The sequence below is a fragment of the Streptomyces sp. NPDC104371 genome (assembly GCF_055583785.1).
Window position 1 is genome coordinate 151,842 of record NZ_JBVJNF010000005.1, and the last position, 19,398, is coordinate 171,239.

The window sequence follows — 19,398 nt, forward strand, 5'->3', positions numbered from 1 at the left end:
CCGACCGGCCCGAGGGCTCGTACCTCGTACGAAGAGCAGGCCGCACCACTCGAGGAGGGGTGCGGCCTTTGCCTTGCGCGTGCCCGTGCGCCGGGATGTGTGTGCCCCCGCGTCGGGACCCCGGGGCCCGCATCAGAGTTCCGTCAAAGACACCCCCGGGCGTGTCCCCCGCCCCTTTTGCCGTGATTATTGGCCGTAAGGTCTACGCAGCGTGCTGAGCTGCGACGAGGAAGACAATGAGGCCATGGGACGCGGCAAGCTTCGGATCTACCTCGGTGCGGCACCGGGCGTCGGCAAGACCTACGCGATGCTCTCCGAGGCCCATCGCCGGGTCGAGCGGGGCACCGACTGCGTGGTCGGCTTCGTGGAGCACCACGACCGGCCCCGTACCGAGGTGATGCTGCACGGCCTGGAGCAGGTCCCGCGCAGGGCGCTGGAGTACCGCGGCAGCACCTTCACCGAGATGGACGTGGACGCCGTACTGCGCCGCGCTCCCGCCGTCGCGCTCGTGGACGAACTCGCCCACACCAACGTGCCCGGCTCCCGCAACGCCAAGCGCTGGCAGGACGTCGAGGAGCTGCTGGCCGCCGGGATCCACGTGGTCTCGACCGTCAACATCCAGCATCTGGAGTCGCTCGGTGACGTCGTGGAGTCGATCACCGGCGTACGGCAGCGCGAGACCGTACCCGACGAGGTGGTGCGCCGCGCCGACCAGATCGAACTGGTGGACATGTCACCGCAGGCGCTGCGCCGACGCATGGCCCACGGCAACATCTACCAGCCCGACAAGGTCGACGCGGCCCTGTCGAACTACTTCCGGCCCGGCAACCTCACCGCGCTGCGGGAGCTGGCCCTGCTCTGGGTCGCCGACCGGGTCGACGAGTACCTGAACGAGTACCGCAGCCAGCACAAGGTGTCGGCGATCTGGGGCTCGCGGGAGCGGATCGTCGTCGGGCTGACCGGCGGCCCCGAGGGGCGCACCCTGATCCGCCGGGCCGTACGGCTGGCGGAGAAGGGCGCGGGCGGCGAGGTCATGGCCGTCTACATCGCCCGCAGCGACGGACTGACCTCGGCCTCGCCCAAGGAACTCGCCGTCCAGCGCACCCTCGTCGAGGACCTCGGCGGCACCTTCCACCATGTGGTCGGCGACGACATCCCGGCGGCCCTGCTCGACTTCGCGCGCGGCGTCAACGCCACCCAGATCGTGCTCGGCTCCTCGCGCCGCAAGGCCTGGCAGTACGTCTTCGGACCCGGCGTCGGCGCCACGGTCGCCCGGGAGTCGGGCCCCGACCTCGACGTGCACATCGTCACGCACGAGGAGGCCGCCAAGGGGCGCGGCCTGCCCGTCGCCCGCGGCGCGCGCCTCGGGCGCTCGCGCATCATCGCGGGCTGGCTGGTCGGCGTGGCCGGTCCGGTCGCCCTCACGCTGCTGCTGAACACCGTGCGTCTCGGTCTCGCCAACGACATGCTGCTGTTCCTGGCGCTGACCGTGGCGGCGGCGCTGCTCGGCGGGCTGCTGCCGGCGCTCGCCTCGGCGGCCGGCGGCTCCCTGCTGCTGAACTACTTCTACACACCGCCGCTGCACCGGCTGACCGTCTACGACCCGAAGAACATGGTCGCGATCGCCATCTTCGTCGGCGTGGGGGTGTCGGTCGCGTCCGTGGTGGACCTGGCGGCCCGGCGTACCCACCAGGCGGCCCGGCTGCGCGCCGAGTCGGAGATCCTCTCCTTCCTCGCGGGCAGCGTGCTGCGCGGCGAGACCAGCCTGGAGGCCCTGCTGGAACGGGTGCGCGAGACCTTCGGCATGGAGTCGGTGGCGCTGCTGGAGCGCGTGAGCGAGGTCGACCCGTGGACCTGCGCGGGCAGCGCGGGTCTGGGCGCGCCCGTCGAGCGGCCGGAGGACGCGGACGTGGACGTGCCGGTCGGCGACCATATGGCGCTCGCGCTGTCCGGGAGGGTCCTGCCCGCCTCGGACCGCCGGGTGCTGGCCGCCTTCGGCGCGCAGGCCGCCGTGGTCCTGGACCGCCGACGGCTCCAGGAGGAGGCCGAGCAGGCCCGCGCGCTGGCCGAGGGCAACCGCATCCGCACCGCGCTGCTCGCGGCCGTCAGCCATGATCTGCGGACGCCGCTGTCGGCGATCAAGGCGGCGGTCTCCAGCCTGCGCTCCGACGACGTGGCGTGGTCCGAGGAGGACCAGGCCGAGCTGCTCGCGGCGATCGAGGAGGGCGCCGACCGCCTCGACCACCTCGTCGACAACCTGCTGGACATGTCACGGCTGCAGACCGGTACGGTGACCCCGCTGATCCGCGGGATCGACCTGGACGAGGTGGTCCCCATGGCGCTCGGCGGGGTGCCGGAGGACAGCGTGGAGCTGGACATCCCGGAGACCTTGCCGATGGTCGCCGTGGACGCCGGGCTCCTGGAGCGCGCGGTCGCCAACCTCGTCGAGAACGCGGTCAAGTACAGCCCCCTCGGCACCCCGGTGGTGGTGTCCGCGAGCGCCCTCGCCGAGCGCGTGGAGATCCGTGTCGTCGACCGGGGTCCCGGCGTGCCCGACGACGCGAAGGAGCGCATCTTCGAGCCCTTCCAGCGCTACGGAGACGCCCCGCGCGGGGCCGGCGTCGGCCTCGGCCTCGCGGTCGCCCGCGGCTTCGCCGAGGCCATGGGCGGCACGCTGAACGCCGAGGACACCCCCGGCGGAGGGCTGACGATGGTCCTCACCCTCCGGGCCGCGGGGGGCCCGCACGACTTGGCACGACAGGCCGAAGCAGAAAGGCAAACCACATGACTCGGGTGCTCGTGGTCGACGACGAGCCGCAGATCGTACGCGCCCTCGTGATCAACCTGAAGGCGCGCAAGTACGAGGTCGACTCGGCGTCCGACGGCGCGACCGCGCTCCAGCTCGCCGCCGCCCGCCACCCCGACGTCGTGGTGCTCGACCTCGGGCTGCCCGACATGGACGGCGTCGACGTGATCAAGGGGCTGCGCGGCTGGACCCGGGTCCCGATCCTGGTGCTGTCCGCCCGCCACTCCTCGGACGAGAAGGTCGAGGCGCTGGACGCGGGCGCCGACGACTACGTCACCAAGCCCTTCGGCATGGACGAGCTGCTGGCCCGCCTGCGCGCCGCCGTGCGCCGGGCCGAGCCGACCGGGGGCGGCGCGGACGACGTGCTGGTCAAGGCGGAGGGGTTCACTGTCGACCTGGTCGCGAAGAAGGCCAACCGGTCCGGGAAGGACATACGCCTGACGCCCACGGAGTGGCATCTGCTGGAGGTCCTCGTCCGCAACGCGGGCCGCCTGGTCAGCCAGAAGCAGCTCCTCCAGGAGGTGTGGGGGCCGTCGTACGGCACGGAGACGAACTACCTGCGGGTCTACATGGCCCAGCTCCGGCGCAAGCTGGAGGCGGACCCGTCGCATCCGCGGCACTTCATCACGGAGCCGGGGATGGGCTACCGCTTCGAGAAGTGAGCCGAGTCGTTCCGGGGGGCCGCTGTGACCGCGACCACGGGTTACGTCCGTGCCGGTGCCCCCCGGTAGGCTTTCGGTATGAGTGAGGTTCCTCGATCGGAAAGGCCGACGGGCCGCTTCCGGCGCATGTTCGACCGGCTGTCCTCCTCGCAGGAGGACCTCGAGTCCGAGGAGCTGCGGGAGGACGCCGAGACCGCGGGCTGTACGCGTATCGGCGACTGCCAGGACCGGCAGATCGTCACGGTTACTGGTACCTTGCGCACGGTCACGCTGCGCCCGCGGGCCGGGGTCCCGGCCCTGGAGGCCGAACTGTTCGACGGCTCGGCGGCGCTGGACGTGGTGTGGCTCGGCAGACGCTCCATCGTCGGCATAGAACCGGGCCGCAAGCTGATCGCCTCGGGCCGGATCGCGATGAGCCGGGGCCGCAGAGTGCTGTTCAACCCGAAGTACGAACTCAGACCCCTCGGACGGGAGTAGCCGGTGACGTCACTCGAGAAGCCGACCGAAGACGCCCAGCAGGATTCGCGGGCGGTGACGGAGGCCGCGCTCTTCGAGGCGTTCGGTGGGGTCCGGGGCATGGTCGAGACCATGGTGCCCGGCCTTCTGTTCGTCACCATCTACACGATCAACAAGAACCTGTACTGGTCGGCGACCGCGGCGGTCGCGGTGTCGCTGCTGCTGGTCGCGGTCCGCCTCGTGATGCGGGACACCCTCAAGCACGCCTTCAGCGGTGTGTTCGGGGTCGCGTTCGGTGTGGTCTTCGCGATGATGACCGGCAAGGCCAAGGACTTCTATCTGCCGGGCATGCTCTACACGCTGGGCCTGGCCGTGGCGTACATCGCCACCACGCTCGCCGGGGTCCCGCTGATCGGCCTGATCCTCGGCCCGGTCTTCAAGGAGAACCTCTCCTGGCGTACGCGCAATCCGGGCCGCAAGAAGGCGTACGCGAAGGCCAGTTGGGCCTGGGGGCTGATCCTGCTCGCCAAGTGCGTGGTCCTCTTCCCGCTGTACTGGTGGGCGGACACCACGCAACTGGGCTGGGTCCTGGTCGCGTTGAAGATCCCGCCGTTCCTGCTGGCCGTGTGGCTCACCTGGGTGTTCCTGGCGAAGGCGCCCGCGCCGATCGACGTGTTCGCGGAGATGGAGGCCGAGGAGGCCGCGGCCAAGGAGCGGGAGGCCGCGGGGGGCCGCGAGTCCTAGCCGTACGTATGTGAGACGAGAGGGGCACCCGGAGTCTTCCGGGTGCCCCTCTCACGTACGACGTACGCCGTCAGTCGGCCGTCTCCGCCCTGCGCACCGACAGCAGGTCCTCCAACTGCCCCTCCCGCGCCTGGGCCGCCACGAACAGCAGTTCGTCGCCCGCCTCCAGGGAGTCCTCCTGGGAGGGCGTGAGCACGCGCGTGCCGCGGATGATCGTCACCAGGGACGTGTCCTCGGGCCACTCCACGTCACCGACCTGCGTACCGGCCAGCGCCGACTCGGGCGGCAGGGTCAGCTCGACCAGGTTCGCGTCACCGTGGCTGAAGCGGAGCAGGCGGACCAGGTCGCCCACGCTCACCGCCTCCTCCACCAGGGCCGACATCAGGCGCGGGGTGGAGACGGCCACGTCCACGCCCCACGCCTCGTTGAACAGCCACTCGTTCTTGGGGTTGTTGACCCGGGCGACGACCCGCGGGACCCCGTACTCCGTCTTCGCCAGCAGCGACACGACCAGGTTCACCTTGTCGTCGCCCGTCGCGGCGATCACGACGTTGCAGCGCTGCAACGCCGCCTCGTCCAGGGACGTGATCTCGCAGGCGTCGGCCAGCAGCCACTCCGCCTGGGGAACGCGCTCGACCGAGATCGCGGTCGGCGCCTTGTCGATCAGCAGGACCTCGTGCCCGTTCTCCAGCAGCTCGCCCGCGATGGAGCGGCCCACGGCACCGGCACCGGCGATGGCGACCCTCATCAGTGACCGCCCTCCCGCTCAGGACCCTCGGCGAACGCCGCCTCGACCTTCTCGATGTCGTCCGTCCGCATCATCACGTGCACCAGGTCGCCTTCCTGCAACACCGTCTGCGAGCTGGGCAGTATGGCCTCGCCGAGCCGGGTGAGGAACGCCACGCGGACGCCCGTCTGCTCCTGCAGCTTGCTGACCTTGTGGCCGACCCACTCCGGCGCGGTGTGCACCTCGGCGAGCTGGACGCCACCGGTGGGGTCGCGCCACAGCGGCTCGGCGCCGGAGGGCAGCAGCCGCCGCAGCATCTGGTCCGCCGTCCAGCGGACCGTCGCGACGGTCGGGATACCGAGCCGCTGGTAGACCTCGGCACGCCGGGGGTCGTAGATACGCGCCGCGACGTTCTCGACGCCGAACATCTCGCGGGCCACCCGGGCGGCGATGATGTTGGAGTTGTCACCGCTGGAGACGGCGGCGAACGCGCCGGCCTCCTCGATGCCCGCCTCGCGCAGGGTGTCCTGGTCGAAGCCGACTCCGGTGACGCGACGGCCGCCGAACCCGGAGCCCAGCCGCCGGAAGGCGGTGGGGTCCTGGTCGATCACGGCGACCGTGTGCCCCTGTTGCTCCAGGGTCTGGGCAAGAGCGGAACCCACTCTTCCGCAGCCCATGATGACGATGTGCACGACCGTCCTTCCGGTGTCAGTGGTCACGGCTGGGTCCGGACGCCGATGTGGCTTTCGGACGCGGCCCAAGCTACCCAAGCTACACACGCCCGGTCCGGGTAGGGCACCCCCCTGGGTGCGCGCCGCCCGGACCTGTGCGATCAGCGGCGTCTTGCCGATCGCGACGGGCCTGCGCGATCGGTGACGGCGCCTGCCCACCCAGCGACGGACGCCTGCCCGCTCAGCGACGGCTGATGCCGCGCAGACCGAGAAGAAGAGTCAGGATTCCGAGGCCGATGAGCGCGACGGCGGCGCCGACGAGTTCCGCGGTCATGTGCATGGAACCTCCGCGAAGCGCGAGATATGGGGGTTCGGGAAGCAAGTCATGGGGGTTTCGTCATATAGACATGCCGAACTCTTTACCTGCGGAATCCGCAGCCGATTGCTCTGCAAATTCACTCGTGAGGCAGATCTCTGTCAGGGGGGAGGCGGCCCCCTGTTCGAAGCCTTACGATCCTCTCTTGTGTCCAAACTGACCGACGTGCCCAAGCGCATCCTGATCGGGCGCGCCCTGCGCAGCGACCGGCTGGGCGAAACGCTCCTGCCGAAGCGCATCGCACTTCCCGTCTTCGCTTCCGACTCGCTGTCCTCCGTGGCGTACGCGCCCGGCGAGGTCCTGCTGGTCCTGTCCATCGCGGGTGTGTCGGCGTACCACTTCAGCCCCTGGATAGCGGTCGCCGTCGCCGTGCTGATGCTGACCGTGGTCGCCTCCTACCGGCAGAACGTGCACGCCTACCCGAGCGGCGGCGGCGACTACGAGGTGGCGACCACCAACCTCGGCCCCAGGGCGGGCCTGACCGTCGCCAGCGCGCTGCTCGTCGACTACGTCCTCACGGTCGCCGTGTCGATCTCCTCGGGCATCGAGAACCTCGGCTCCGCGGTCCCCTTCGTCGTCCAGCACAAGGTGCTCTGCGCGGTCGCCGTCATCGTGCTGCTGACGCTGATGAACCTGCGCGGCGTGAAGGAATCGGGCACGCTCTTCGCGATCCCCACGTATGTGTTCGTCACCGGCGTCTTCATCATGATCGCCTGGGGCGCGTTCCGCGGACTTGTCCTCGGTGACACCATGCGGGCACCGACGGCCGATTTCCACATCAAGGCCGAACACCAGGGACTCGCCGGTTTCGCTCTCGTCTTCCTGCTGCTGCGCGCCTTCTCCTCCGGCTGCGCCGCGCTCACCGGTGTCGAGGCGATCTCCAACGGCGTCCCCGCCTTCCGCAAGCCCAAGTCGAAGAACGCGGCGAGCACGCTGGCGATGATCGGTCTGCTGGCCGTGACGATGTTCTGCGGAATCATCACGCTGGCCATGACGACCAAGGTCCGGATGTCCGACAACCCGGCCACCAACCTGCTGCACAACGGCCTCCCGGTCGGTTCGGACTATGTGCAGAACCCGGTGATCTCGCAGGTCGCCGAGGCCGTCTTCGGCAAGGGCAGCCTCCTGTTCATCATCCTGGCCGCGGCGACGGCGCTGGTCCTCTTCCTCGCCGCCAACACCGCCTACAACGGCTTCCCGGTGCTCGGCTCGATCCTGGCCCAGGACCGCTATCTGCCCCGCCAGCTCCACACGCGCGGCGACCGCCTCGCCTTCTCCAACGGCATCGTGCTGCTCGCGGGCGCGGCCGTCCTGCTGACCGTGGTCTACGGCGCCGACTCGACCCGGCTGATCCAGCTCTACATCGTCGGTGTGTTCGTGTCCTTCACCCTCAGCCAGGTCGGCATGGTCAAGCACTGGAACCGCCACCTGGCCGTGGAGAAGGACCCGCTGAAGCGCCGCCACATGACGCGCTCGCGCGCCATCAACACCTTCGGCGCCTTCCTCACCGGCACCGTCCTGGTCGTCGTCCTCATCACGAAGTTCACGCACGGCGCCTGGGTGGCTCTGCTCGGCATGTGCATCTTCTACGCGACGATGACCGCGATCCGCCGGCACTACGACCGCGTGGCCGACGAACTCGCCGCCCCCGAGGTGCCGAGCGACGACAGCGTGCGCCCCTCGCGCGTCCACTCCGTCCTGCTCATCTCCAAGATCCACCGCCCCACTCTGCGCGCCCTGGCCTACGCCAAGCTGCTGCGGTCCGACACCCTGGAGGCCCTCAGCGTCAACGTCGACCCGGCGGAGACCAAGGCCCTCAAGGACGAGTGGGAGCGGCGCGGCATCGACGTCCCGCTGAAGGTCCTCGACTCCCCGTACCGCGAGGTCACCCGGCCCGTGATCGAGTACGTCAAGAGCCTGCGCCGGGAGTCGCCGCGCGACGCCGTGTCCGTGATCATCCCCGAGTACGTGGTGGGGCACTGGTACGAGCATCTGCTGCACAACCAGAGCGCGCTGCGCCTCAAGGGACGGCTTCTGTTCACCCCCGGTGTCATGGTGACGTCGGTGCCCTACCAGCTCCAGTCCTCCGAGGCGGCGAGGGACCGGGCCCGCAGGCGGCAGGACTGGAACGCGCCGGGTGCGGTGCGCCGCGGACCGGCCGAGCCGCGGGCGAAGGAGCCCAGCGCCGGGAACTGACGCGTGCGGGAGCACGTAGACTGGTGGGCTGTTGTCCAGCCGTTCCCTCTCGATGTTGTGGAGTTACCCCGCCATGCAGGCAGAACCGAAGAATTCGCTGGTGGGGGAGGAGTACGAGGTCGAGATCGGCCCCGTCGCCCACGGTGGTCACTGCATCGCCCGGACCGACGAGGGCCAGGTCCTCTTCGTCCGTCACGCGCTGCCCGGCGAGCGCGTCGTGGCCCGGGTGACGGAGGGCGAGGAGGGAGCCCGCTTCCTGCGCGCGGACGCGGTACGGGTGCTGGACGCCTCGAAGGACCGTATCGACGCCCCCTGCCCGTACGCCGGTCCCGGCCGCTGCGGCGGCTGCGACTGGCAGCATGCCAAGCCGGGCGCCCAGCGGCGGCTGAAGGGCGAGGTCATCGCCGAGCAGCTGCGGCGGCTCGCGGGCCTCACGCCCGAGGAGGCGGGCTGGGACGGCACGGTGGTCCCGGCCGAGGGCGACAAGCTTCCGGCGGGCGAGGTGCCGAAGTGGCGTACGCGCGTGCAGTACGCGGTGGACGCCTCCGGTCACGCGGGGCTGCGGCGGCACCGCTCGCACGAGGTGGAGCCGGTCGACCACTGCATGATCGCCGCGGAGGGCGTCAGCGAGCTGGGCATCGAGAAGCGTGACTGGGCGGGCATGGACTGCGTCGAGGCGATCGCCGCGACGGGTTCGCAGGACCGCCAGGTCATCCTGACGCCCGAGCCGGGCGCGCGGCTGCCCCTGGTGGAGCTGGACCGCCCGGTGTCGGTGCTGCGGGTCGACGAGAAGTCCGGCGGCGTCCACCGCGTCCACGGCCGCCCCTTCGTCCGCGAACGCGCCGACGGCCGTACGTACCGCGTCGGGGGCGGCGGCTTCTGGCAGGTCCACCCGAAGGCTGCGGACACGCTGGTGACGGCGGTGATGCAGGGACTGCTGCCGCGCAAGGGCGACATGGCACTGGACCTGTACTGCGGCGTCGGCCTCTTCGCGGGCGCGCTGGCCGACCGGGTCGGCGACCAGGGCGCGGTGCTCGGCATCGAGTCGGGCAAGCGCGCGGTGGAGGACGCCCGGCACAACCTGGCCGACTTCGACCGCGTACGCATCGAACAGGGCAAGGTCGAATCGGTCCTCCCGCGCACGGGCATCACCGAGGTCGACCTGATCGTCCTGGACCCGCCCCGAGCAGGCGCGGGCCGCACCACGGTGACCCACCTGACGTCCCTGTCCGCCCGCCGCATCGCCTACGTGGCCTGCGACCCGGCAGCCCTGGCCCGCGACCTCGGGTACTTCCGGGAGGGCGGGTACCGGGTGCGGATGCTGCGGGCGTTCGATCTGTTCCCGATGACGCATCATGTGGAGTGCGTGGCGATTCTGGAGCCAGCTGGGAAGGGTCGCTGACCTGCTGTTCTGCCGAATGTGCGGCCAGCAGGGAAGGCAAGCCGGAGGCCAACGGTTATGGCGGCGTGACCCGGACATGATGAGGCTGCTCGTAGAGTCGCCTCGTGACGAACGAGATCACCCTCTTCCTCAACCCCGCCGCAGGCCGGGGTCGAGGCGCCAAGGCGGCCCAGCTTGCGGTCTCCACCCTGAAGGCGGCCGGATTCGCCGTCCGCACAGTCGTCGGGGAGAACGCCGAGGACGCGCTCAAACGTGTGCGCATCGCCGTGGAAGGGGGTACCGGCGCGCTGATCGCTGTCGGTGGTGACGGCACCGCCAACCTCGCCCTTCAAGCCGTTGCGGGGACCCCCACCCCACTCGGCCTGGTCGCCGTCGGAACCGGCAACGACTTCGCCGGTGCCCTCGGCCAGCCCGTGGGGGACGCGGGTGCCGCGGGCCGTCTCATCGCCGAGGCTCTCAAGGCCGGCCGGGTGCGCGACATCGACCTCGGACAAGTCGGCGACCGCTGGTTCGGCACGGTCCTCGCCTCCGGCTTCGACTCCCGTGTCAACGACCGTGGCAACCGCATGCGTTGGCCCACCGGCCGCTTCAAGTACGACCTCGCGATGGTGGCCGAACTCGCCACCTTCCGGCCCTTCCCCTACCGCATCACTTTCGACGACGGCGTCGTCCGGGAGTTCGAAGCGACCCTCGTGGCCATCGGGAACGGCTCGTCGTACGGCGGTGGCATGCGCATCTGCCCCGGTGCCGACCTCGCCGACGGGCTGTTCGATGTCACCGTGGTCGGTGATCTCAGCCGTACCGAGCTGTTGCGGGTGTTCCCGCGCGTGTATCGCGGAACCCATGTCGAGCATCCCAAGGTCACCGTCCACCGCTCGGCAACGGTGGAGATCGCCGCGGAGGGCATCCGGGCGTACGCCGACGGGGAACCACTGCTGCCGCTTCCGCTGACGGCCCGCTGTGTGCCGGGGGCCCTCCGCGTCATCGGTGCGTGAACTGAGCGACTACTGCCCGAGCGGCGTGAATTGAGGGTTGGGGTCCTGTGCGGCCTGGGCCTGGAGGTGGTCGGACTGTTCCGCGGTCACCCTCTGCTGGTCGCCGCAGAAGGTGCACTGCGTCAGGTACTTGACCGAAACGGGGAAGAGCGGCACGAAGAACAGGGTGAACTTCACGACCCGCTTCCGGAGTGCGTGCGCGCTCGGGTTGCCGCAATTCCCGCACAGGAGCGTGACGATCGCGAGCTGGTACAGATACCCCTTGGTGCCAAAGATGATCACTTTGCGTTCCCTCCCCGGACGACAGTGCCCGGTGAGCCTATCGCTCGCCGTCCCGCACCCCCCCCGCGCCCGGTACGGAACCGGACGCGAGGGGTGCGGGCGTGGGCAGGGCGTACGTCAGTGATCGGCGGCGTACGAGATGAAGGCGGCCCATTGCTGGGGCCCGAAGGTGAGCTGGGGGCCCTGCTGGTGCTTCGAGTCGCGTATGTGGATGGTGCCTGAGCTGGATGCGACCTCGACGCAAGCAGCTCCATCGGGCGTGCTGTGGCTGCTCTTGAACCACTCCAGCGCGGTGCCGTCTCCGGTCAATAGCTTCAGGGTCATGTCTCTCCAAGGAGTTTCTCGATGAAGGCCAGCGACTCTCGCGGAGGAAGGGATTGAGCCCGGATGACCCCGTAGCGCACTTCCAGGACCTGGACTGCCTTGCGGTCCGAGATCAGTCGGCTGGTGAGCTGCATGTCGACGTGTCCCAAATTGGTGCCGTCCTCCAGCCGTAGCAGATGGAAGTGGCCGTCGAGACCGGCGTTGTCCGCGCAGTCTATGGGCAGCACCTGGATTTCCACGTTCCGCATCTGCCCGACCTCCAACAGTCGTTCGAGCTGGCGGCGCAGCACCATTGTGCCTCCGACCGGCCGCCGGAGGGCGGCCTCATCATGCACGAAGCTGAAGGCCGGAACCATTCCCTTTCCATCGATGATGGACTGCCGCGCCAGCCGTGCAGCGACCAGCCGCTCTACTTCCTCCTCGGAGAACACCGGTCGGCGTAGGCCGAACACAGCGCGCAGATACTCCTCCGTCTGCAAGAGCCCATTGACGACGGAGTTGTCGTAGGCGCAGATCTCAACCGCCTCGCCCTCCAACTTCGCCAGATCCCGGACCTTCTTCGGATACCGCGCCTGCTCCACGTCCTTCTTCAGCGCGATGAGCAGCCCACCGGCCTCCAACACCCGGTCCGCCGCCTCAAGGAACGCCGCGCTCGGCGCCCGCCGACCCCGCTCCACCGAGGACACCTGTTCCTCGCTGTACCCGATGGCCGTCCCGAACTCGGCCTGGGTCAGCCCTTTTCGCTCACGGTAGGTCTTGATGATCCTGCCGACCGTCCGCAGGACCGCCGCCGACTCCTCGTCGTCGCCGTCCTGTTGTAGCCCCTGCCCCATCACGCTCACGCCCGGACACCTCCCCGTGCCGCTGTCTCCCGTACTCAACTCGCCCACCACGCACCAGGTAACGCCACACCGCCCGGACACAGCCGGACAGCGACCGGACAGTGACTTCACGTACCGTCGTCGTTACTGGTCAGGGTAGAGACGGTCGACCACGCTGAGTGACATGAACGCCGATATCACCCTCTTCGTCACTCGCCACTTCAGCATTCGTCTCTCGGCCACGCCCAGGGGTGCCCGTCTCGCCCGTCGCCTCGCGGCCGAGCAACTCAACGGCTGGGGTTGGCCGTACGACAGTGAGGCCAACCGCACGGCGACGCTTCTCGTGGCCGAACTCGCCACGAACGCGGTCGTGCACGGCCGGGTGCGGGGGCGTGACTTCCGGCTGTGTCTCACTCTCCACCCGGCGGACACCACCCTCCGTATCGAGGTCACGGACGCCCGCACCGACCGTCGCCCACCCACCCCCGGCACCCTCGCTCCACCGTCCTCCGATGCGGACGGCGGCCGAGGACTCCTCCTCGTGGAGGCACTGTCCACCCACTGGGGAGCCACCGAGGGAGACCCGTACACCAAGACCGTGTGGTGCGAAGTCGCCCTGCGGTGAAGGTCGTTCGCCCGGCATGCGGGAGGGGAGGTATTCGATAGCCTACGAGGCGTGAGTAACGCGTGATCGCGCGAGGCCAGGCCAACGGCCGCGTAGCGCAAGCGCGTTCACCAACACACCACGGGGGTGGGGCCAGTGAAGTTCGACATGGTGAGTCAACAGCGTCGACACCCGGCAAGGGAATTCACGGACCGCGAAGTGATCATTGTGCCCCGTCATGCTTTCCCTGCTGCTGAGGCCGAGAGTCGAGCGTCGCTGCTCGCCGAAGACACCCGGTACGAGGTCGACTCCCTCGTGGAGTTTCCGGATAACTTCAACCTGGCGTTCAAAACCTCCCTGCTTACAGCGAAGACCCACTGTGGGAGTGATGCGCGTGCGGCCTTGTTGCCTACGTGGGAGGCCTGGGTCACGGCCATGCAGGTGGGTTCTGCGCTCTTCGCGTCAGCCACTGCGGATGGGAACCTCGTTGAATGCTGGATCCTGGAGCAGGTCAGAACACTTCCTGCAGTTGGCGTTCAGCCCTACACCGACGCGGAGAGCTGGCTGGACGCGTTTTGGCTCGCGATCATCTGTAGGGAGCGTGGCCGCCTGACCCAGCTTGCCAACGTCCCGGTCTCGTTGCTCCGCGATTCTGGTGCGGTCTTTGACGAGTACGTCTACCCGTGGGTGGAGACATTGCAGAAGTGGTGGCTCGAAGGCGGTGAATTGGGTGAACTCCTCGTCGCTGCCATGCGGGGGACGGACCCCGACGTGCTGCAGGTAGCGGAAGAGGACCTGGTCCTGAAGATCGACTATCCGTCCATCAACCTGTTCGCTCGCTACGTCACGGAGGACTCTGTCGGGTTCAACGAGGCGTTGGCCGATGCGCTGAACTGGCACAAGTCGTACTGGACTCAAGACGAGGAACGTCTGATCAGCAGCTCCGGCCTGGTCGCCCTGAGGCCGCTAGCCATGGCTTGCCTCGCCTACGATGCCGACTTCCCCATCGAGGTGGAGTCGGAGTACCTGCCCATCCACCTCGTCGAGGGCAGCTGGGTCGGCGAGTACCAAACATGAGTTGACATCAGCAAGCCGAATCGGATGAGCGGTGCCATGCCCACACACATTCCACGCCACAAGATTCCGACTGCATCCTCTCCGCGAGCGATGGAGATCATGCGCGCAAGTCTCGGAGAATCCATCGAGCGTTTGGAAGCTTCGCCGAGCATGTTCAACACGGTGCTCAATTCGTCCCTCACCTATGCGCGCTCCTTGTGCGCTACTGACACCACGGCGAGCAACCTTGAGACCTGGGAAGCGTTCGTCTCGGCCATGCAGGTGGGATCGGCGATCTTCAGTGCTGCCGAGATCACTGAAGGAACCGTCCAGTGTCGCATTGCTGACAAGGAACGGTCGATTCCTGCCACCGGACCGCGATATTACGCGGGCGCTGGTAGCTGGATCACTGCGTTCTGGCTCGCAACTGTCTGCCGTGAGTCTGAACGAATGGACCAGTTGTGCAGGATTCCCGTCTCCCTTCTTCGCGCGTCGGGAGCCGAGTACGACGAGTACATCTACCACTGGATCGAATCCCTTCAGGCATACTGGCTTGAAGAGCCAGGGCTCGTTGACAGGTTGATCGCCGCGATCGAGACCTCCTACCCTGAAGTCGCCACGAACACCGATCGCGAGCTCCTCCAGAAGATCCTGTATCAGCCGATCAACTTGTTCCATCGTTTCCTTCGTCAGGATCACACAGGCTTCAACGAAGCGCTGGTCGAGGCACTTGAGCTGCACCGCGACTATTGGACCGCAAGCAAGCAACGGGCAGACAGTGCCGCGGGTTTCCTGTCTCTGGGCCCGCTGGCGATCACTTGCCTTGCCTATGACGCGGGCATTCCCATCGAAGTGGAGTCGGAATATCTGCCCAGAGCCTTGTTGCGACGTTCCTGGGTAGGCGAGTTCGATACGTGAACGGTGCCCGGTGGCTCGGGCTTCCGCGCCTCCGCCACCGGCAGGTGGGAAACCTGTCGGTCGCTGCCGACGCGCGCTGACCGGCGTACGTCGACCAGCCAGTCCGTGAGCTTTCTGTGAATCGGGGTGTGGTGGTAGGGGCTTGGGGACGCGTGAGAGGGGTGGGCCGGGGATGTGAGCGTTGCTGTCTGCGGTGTTGGCGTTTTGGTTGTGCGGGGGTGGTCGGGGGCTCTCAGGAAGTTCCCAGGAATTCTCTGGATGTGGTCAGGGAGGGCTGGCAGCGTCGGGGCTGTGTCGTCGGGAGTTGATTCACAGGAGCCTGCCCCCATGTCCTTTGCCCCGCAGTCCCCGCAGTCCCCGCAGTCCTCGTACTCCTCGCAGCCCCCTCAGTCGTCGCAACTCCGGCAGTTCTCGCAGTACTTGGCCTCTGCCGGATCTCTCTGGCGTCACGTCCTCGCCGGAGCGCTCTCCGTGGTGGCTGCCGTGCTGGCGATGGCCACAACCGCCTGGGTGGCGCTGGCCGTTCTCGGTGCCGGTACGGTCGCGCCGGTCTCTCGGCTGGTACCGGCCCTGGTGAGCATGGCCGTTCGCGGCGGTGTCAGTGTGGAGTCGGCGGCTTCTACCAGTGGTGGCGGGCTGCTCGGAGGTCTTCGCGGGGGCGGCCTGAGTGTCGGGCTGGCCGGTGATGTGGCGGTGACTCCGCTGACCCTGACCTTCGTGGGCACGGTCGTCCTGGGGGTCGCCTTCTTCCGTCCTCTGCACCGGAGTTCGGGGACTGCTCCCTTGACGTTGTGGGCCCGGTGCGGCGGCGCGTCGGTGGCTGCCGCGGTGGTGTTCCCGATCCTCGCGGCCTTCGCTCACGGCACCGCCCGGCTGCCCGAGAACGTGACGCAACGGTTTCGGGAGGGGGCTTCTGACGGTGCGTTCAGTCGGTTCAGCGGTGGGGGCGGGGGGTCTGCCGCGCAACTGTCCTCCGTTAGCTTCGCGACCGATGGTGTGGCGACCGGCTTCCTCGGTCTGTTGTGGGTGAGCGTTGTCCTCGCGGTCGGGTGCGTCGTGGCCCGGCGTACGACACTGCCGTATCCCCACACCCTCGGCCGCCTGCGGCTGAAGTGGAACGCCGTCACGTCGACCCTGACCGGCATCGCCGTCGTGCTGTGCTGCGCGGCCGTGGCCGTCGCGCTGCTTGAAGGGGCCGCCGCCCTGACCGGCCGGGAGCAGGCGGCCAAGGCGGCAGGCCTGTTGCTGCTCGTCGGCCCCAATCTCATCGCCGTGCTGCTCACCTCCGGCCTCGGTACGTCCTGGGAAGCGGGTGTGCACCGACTGCGGCCCAGCGGTGGGGTGTTCGGCATGTTCGGCAGCGGAGGCCAGGGCGGCACCACGGGCGCGGACAGGTCCGTGAACCTCGGTGACTGGTCGGGCGCCGGGATACCGCTGTGGGTGATCGGACTGCTCCTCGTGCTGCTTCTGCTGGTGAGCGCCGGGTTCGTCGTCGCCGCCCGCACCCCGGTGCGTAGCCCGAAGGAGGACTCCGCGTCCCTCCTCGACCGGCACGCGGAGATCGGCGTGCGCTTGGGTATCGCCGTCGGCGTCTTGGTTCTCGTACTTCCTCTGCTGGCACGCGGCTCGCTGCGGATCGGCATCAGTCTCATGGGCGTCGAGGTGGGCGGCCTGACGGCCGGTCTTGACGGAAGTCCGGGGCTGCCCGCGCTCGCCGGTTCCGTACTCGCCACCCTGGCCGGCTACGGCGGCAGCCGCCTGTGGAGTCGATGGGTCCGGCGTCGCGGTCGCGCGGCGCGGCTGCCTGGCAGCGAGGCCCGGCCACCGGCCCGGTCCTCCTCGTGCCAAGTCCCGTCCGACTCGGCCCTGTGAGTGCCGTGTGATCTCCTGGGGAGGCCCTGTCACCTTGTCAGCCCTGTCAGTGAAGGCGGCTCCCCACACCATGGCGGCATCGACATCTCCCTCTCCTACGGGCCGCGCCGACCACCTGCTCGTCGTCGACGACGAGCCCACCGTCCGGGAGTTGCTGCGCACCGCACTGCGCTACGTAGGCTTTGACGTCGACGCCGCCGCCACCGGGCAGGAAGCCCTCGACCTGGCCGCGCGGCGCACCCCCGATCTCGTCCTGCTCGACGTGATGCTCCCGGACATGGACGGCTTCGAGGTGATCCGCCGCCTGCGCGCCCAACCGCGCTCACCCCTGCCCGGTCACGGCGGCGACGTACCGGTCCTCTTCGTCACCGCGCGCGACGACCGGCAGGACCGGCTGCACGGCCTGCGGCTCGGCGGCGACGACTACGTCACCAAGCCCTTCGACCTCGAAGAGCTGATCGCCCGAATCCACGCGGTGCTGCGCCGCACCAGGGGCGAGCAGCCGACCCGCGTCACCGTCGGCGACCTGGTGCTCGAACCCGACAGTCACCATGTCGCGCGGTCGGGGAAGACGGTACGGCTGTCCCCGACCGAGTTCCGCCTTCTGCACTTCCTGGTGGTCAACGCCGAGCGCACCATGACGAAGAGTCAGATCCTGCAGAGCGTATGGGAGTACGACTTCGGCGGCGATCCCAGCATCCTCGACACCTACATCAGCTACCTGCGTCGCAAGGTCGACAGCCAGGGGCCCAAACTCATCCACACCGTCCGTGGGGTGGGTTACGTGATCCGGGAACCGCGACCATGAAGCTCCCCGGCTCGCCGAGACCCTCCAGCTCACCGGAGCCCTCCAACTCGACGAAGCGCCCCAGCCCGATATCGCTGTCGCTCAGGGCGTGGCCGAGCCGGATGTCTCTCCGTAGCCGCCTGCTGTGTCTGTCCATCGCCCTGGTCGCCGTCGGCCTCCTCGGCGCGGGTCTGATCGTCACCACGGCCCTGCACGGCTACCTCCAGGACCGGGTGGACGACCGGCTCGTCCTGACCGGCCAGATCGCCGCCCGCCTGGCACCGCCCTCCGGCACCCCGCCGAACGCGCAGGCCCTCGGCGTCCTCGGGGACACCACCGTGACCTACCTGGACGGCGGCGGTGCCACGCGCAGGACCTTCGACGCGAGTGCCGCGCCGCCCGGCGGCGGGCCCCGACTCCCCGCCCTCGACCGCGCGGCCGTCCTCGACCGGGGAGGCCGGCCCTTCACCGTGCCCGCGAGGGACGGGGACCACCGATGGCGTGTCATCGCCCTGGCCCAGCCGTCCCAGGTCTTCCCGCCCGAGCCGTCCGACGCCCGGGGCAGCGTTCTCGTGGCCTCCTCCCTCGACGAGGTCGACCGCACGGTCACCGAGACCCGTACCCTCGCACTGACCGTGGGTGCCGCCCTGCTCGCGGTCCTCGCCGTCGCCGGGTGGTTCGCCGTCCGTTCCGGTCTGCGTCCCCTGACCCGGATCGAGGAGACCGCGACGGCGATCACCGCGGGCGACTACTCCCAGCGCGTTCCCGAACTGGCCGCCCCCCACACCGAGGTGGGCCGCCTGACCGCCTGCCTCAACCAGATGCTCGCCCAGATCGACACCGCCTTCCGGGCCCGCGCGGAAGCCGAGGCGAGAACCCGGCGCTTCTTCGCCGACGCCAGCCATGAACTGCGTACGCCCCTTGTCGGCATCAAGGGCTACACCGACCTCTACCGCATGGGCGCGCTGCCCACCCGTGAGGACGTCGACCAGACCATGACCCGGATCGCCACGGAGTCCGAACGCCTCACCCGGCTCGTCGAGGAGATGCTCCTCCTCGCCCGCCTCGACGAGCATGCCGGGGACGTGGGCTCCGACCGGGAACCGGCCTTCGCGCTCGACCTCGCCCCCATGGACCTGCGCACCCTCGCCGCCGACGCCCTCCACGACGTACGCGCTCTGGACGCCACCCGCCCGGTCGCGCTGACCGGCCCCACGGGCGGAAGGCCCGCCACCGCGCCCGCCGTCGCGGACGAGGCGCGGCTTCGCCAGGTCGTCACCAACCTCATCGGCAACGCGGTCGCCCACACCCCTCCCGGCACACCCATCCGTATCGGCGTCGGCACCGTCGACGACCGGGCCGTCCTCGAAGTCGCCGACCAGGGCCCCGGCCTCACCCCCACCGAACGCGCGCACGTCTTCGACCGCTTCTACCGCACCGACGACTCCCGCGCCCGCACCACCGGAGGCTCCGGCCTGGGCCTCGCCATCGCCCATGCCCTCGTCACCGCGCACGGCGGTGACATCACCCTCGACACCGCCCCCGGCGAGGGGTGCACCTGCCGTATCAGGCTTCCGCTGCCTGGGCCGTCGTACGGACCCTGAGGGCGCCGCCGGTCGGTGCCGTGAGAAACGGAACCGGAACGGGAAGGGGCGGAACCAAATGGCGTGCGCCGTGCGTTGGGAGGGGAAAGGGGGTT

At 69.1% G+C, this 19,398-nt stretch carries 18 protein-coding genes; 13 read left to right on the plus strand and 5 right to left on the minus strand.

The window, feature by feature from the left end; genetic code table 11:
- Window positions 1–244: 244 nt before the first annotated feature.
- The 4 genes from ACZ60T_RS17760 to ACZ60T_RS17775 all read left to right on the plus strand — a co-directional run bounded on the left by ACZ60T_RS17760 (window position 245) and on the right by ACZ60T_RS17775 (window position 4,668).
- Entirely contained in the window at window positions 245–2,788 is a 2,544-nt protein-coding gene (locus tag ACZ60T_RS17760) for an ATP-binding protein (RefSeq protein ID WP_469666695.1), read from the plus strand.
- On the plus strand, window positions 2,785–3,468 hold the full coding sequence (locus ACZ60T_RS17765) for a response regulator (protein WP_365623757.1): 684 nt from the start codon (window positions 2,785–2,787) through the stop codon (window positions 3,466–3,468). Before ACZ60T_RS17760 ends, ACZ60T_RS17765 begins: the two co-directional genes overlap by 4 nt.
- 78 nt (window positions 3,469–3,546) lie before the next feature.
- Window positions 3,547–3,945, plus strand: coding sequence for an OB-fold nucleic acid binding domain-containing protein (locus ACZ60T_RS17770; RefSeq protein ID WP_365623755.1), 399 nt, complete (start codon window positions 3,547–3,549; stop codon window positions 3,943–3,945).
- A 3-nt stretch (window positions 3,946–3,948) separates the two neighbouring features.
- Window positions 3,949–4,668 (plus strand): DUF3159 domain-containing protein, encoded by a 720-nt coding sequence (locus ACZ60T_RS17775; RefSeq protein WP_469666697.1) that lies wholly within the window; start codon window positions 3,949–3,951, stop codon window positions 4,666–4,668.
- Window positions 4,669–4,738: 70 nt separating this feature from the next.
- Here the strand turns inward: ACZ60T_RS17775 and ACZ60T_RS17780 are convergent, their stop codons facing one another.
- Both ACZ60T_RS17780 and ACZ60T_RS17785 read right to left on the minus strand, forming a co-directional pair.
- Window positions 4,739–5,416, minus strand: a complete 678-nt coding sequence (locus ACZ60T_RS17780) for a potassium channel family protein (RefSeq protein WP_365623751.1) — start codon at window positions 5,414–5,416, stop codon at window positions 4,739–4,741.
- A complete protein-coding gene (locus ACZ60T_RS17785; protein ID WP_365624031.1) occupies window positions 5,416–6,087 on the minus strand; it encodes a potassium channel family protein in 672 nt (223 codons plus the stop codon). The genes ACZ60T_RS17780 and ACZ60T_RS17785 overlap by 1 nt, the downstream gene beginning before the upstream one ends.
- A gap of 502 nt (window positions 6,088–6,589) precedes the next feature.
- On the opposite strand from ACZ60T_RS17785, the gene ACZ60T_RS17790 reads away from it, so the two are divergent.
- The 3 genes from ACZ60T_RS17790 (at window position 6,590) to ACZ60T_RS17800 (ending at window position 11,035) form a co-directional block, all read left to right on the plus strand.
- On the plus strand, window positions 6,590–8,638 hold the full coding sequence (locus ACZ60T_RS17790; protein ID WP_365623749.1) for an APC family permease: 2,049 nt from the start codon (window positions 6,590–6,592) through the stop codon (window positions 8,636–8,638).
- 73 nt (window positions 8,639–8,711) lie between these two features.
- Window positions 8,712–10,040 carry a class I SAM-dependent RNA methyltransferase gene (locus ACZ60T_RS17795; RefSeq protein ID WP_469666700.1) on the plus strand — a complete coding sequence of 443 codons (1,329 nt, stop codon included), beginning with the start codon at window positions 8,712–8,714 and terminating at the stop codon, window positions 10,038–10,040.
- A 104-nt stretch (window positions 10,041–10,144) separates the two neighbouring features.
- Window positions 10,145–11,035: a diacylglycerol kinase gene (locus tag ACZ60T_RS17800; RefSeq protein ID WP_469666702.1), complete on the plus strand. Its 891-nt coding sequence runs from the start codon at window positions 10,145–10,147 to the stop codon at window positions 11,033–11,035.
- 9 nt (window positions 11,036–11,044) lie between these two features.
- Here the strand turns inward: ACZ60T_RS17800 and ACZ60T_RS17805 are convergent, their stop codons facing one another.
- The 3 genes from ACZ60T_RS17805 to ACZ60T_RS17815 form a co-directional block, all read right to left on the minus strand.
- A complete protein-coding gene (locus ACZ60T_RS17805; RefSeq protein ID WP_469666704.1) occupies window positions 11,045–11,317 on the minus strand; it encodes a zinc ribbon domain-containing protein in 273 nt (90 codons plus the stop codon).
- 117 nt (window positions 11,318–11,434) lie between these two features.
- Complete coding sequence (locus tag ACZ60T_RS17810; RefSeq protein ID WP_469666706.1) at window positions 11,435–11,641, minus strand: DUF397 domain-containing protein; 207 nt, start codon at window positions 11,639–11,641, stop codon at window positions 11,435–11,437.
- Window positions 11,638–12,474 carry a helix-turn-helix domain-containing protein gene (locus ACZ60T_RS17815; protein WP_469666967.1) on the minus strand — a complete coding sequence of 279 codons (837 nt, stop codon included), beginning with the start codon at window positions 12,472–12,474 and terminating at the stop codon, window positions 11,638–11,640. The genes ACZ60T_RS17810 and ACZ60T_RS17815 overlap by 4 nt, the downstream gene beginning before the upstream one ends.
- Window positions 12,475–12,646: 172 nt before the next feature.
- Here ACZ60T_RS17815 and ACZ60T_RS17820 point away from each other — a divergent pair, with 172 nt between their 5' ends.
- The 6 genes from ACZ60T_RS17820 to ACZ60T_RS17845 all read left to right on the plus strand — a co-directional run bounded on the left by ACZ60T_RS17820 (window position 12,647) and on the right by ACZ60T_RS17845 (window position 19,303).
- Window positions 12,647–13,087, plus strand: a complete 441-nt coding sequence (locus tag ACZ60T_RS17820) for an ATP-binding protein (RefSeq protein ID WP_469666707.1) — start codon at window positions 12,647–12,649, stop codon at window positions 13,085–13,087.
- 135 nt (window positions 13,088–13,222) lie between these two features.
- Entirely contained in the window at window positions 13,223–14,143 is a 921-nt protein-coding gene (locus tag ACZ60T_RS17825) for an immunity 49 family protein (RefSeq protein WP_469666709.1), read from the plus strand.
- Window positions 14,144–14,233: 90 nt separating this feature from the next.
- Entirely contained in the window at window positions 14,234–15,040 is an 807-nt protein-coding gene (locus ACZ60T_RS17830; RefSeq protein ID WP_469666711.1) for an immunity 49 family protein, read from the plus strand.
- A gap of 327 nt (window positions 15,041–15,367) precedes the next feature.
- Window positions 15,368–16,912, plus strand: a complete 1,545-nt coding sequence (locus ACZ60T_RS17835; protein ID WP_469666713.1) for a streptophobe family protein — start codon at window positions 15,368–15,370, stop codon at window positions 16,910–16,912.
- A 70-nt stretch (window positions 16,913–16,982) separates the two neighbouring features.
- The gene (locus tag ACZ60T_RS17840; RefSeq protein WP_365623693.1) at window positions 16,983–17,720 is read left to right on the plus strand and encodes a response regulator transcription factor; all 738 of its coding nucleotides are present in this window, start codon (window positions 16,983–16,985) and stop codon (window positions 17,718–17,720) included.
- 101 nt (window positions 17,721–17,821) lie between these two features.
- Complete coding sequence (locus tag ACZ60T_RS17845) at window positions 17,822–19,303, plus strand: ATP-binding protein (protein WP_469666715.1); 1,482 nt, start codon at window positions 17,822–17,824, stop codon at window positions 19,301–19,303.
- Window positions 19,304–19,398: the final 95 nt, after the last annotated feature.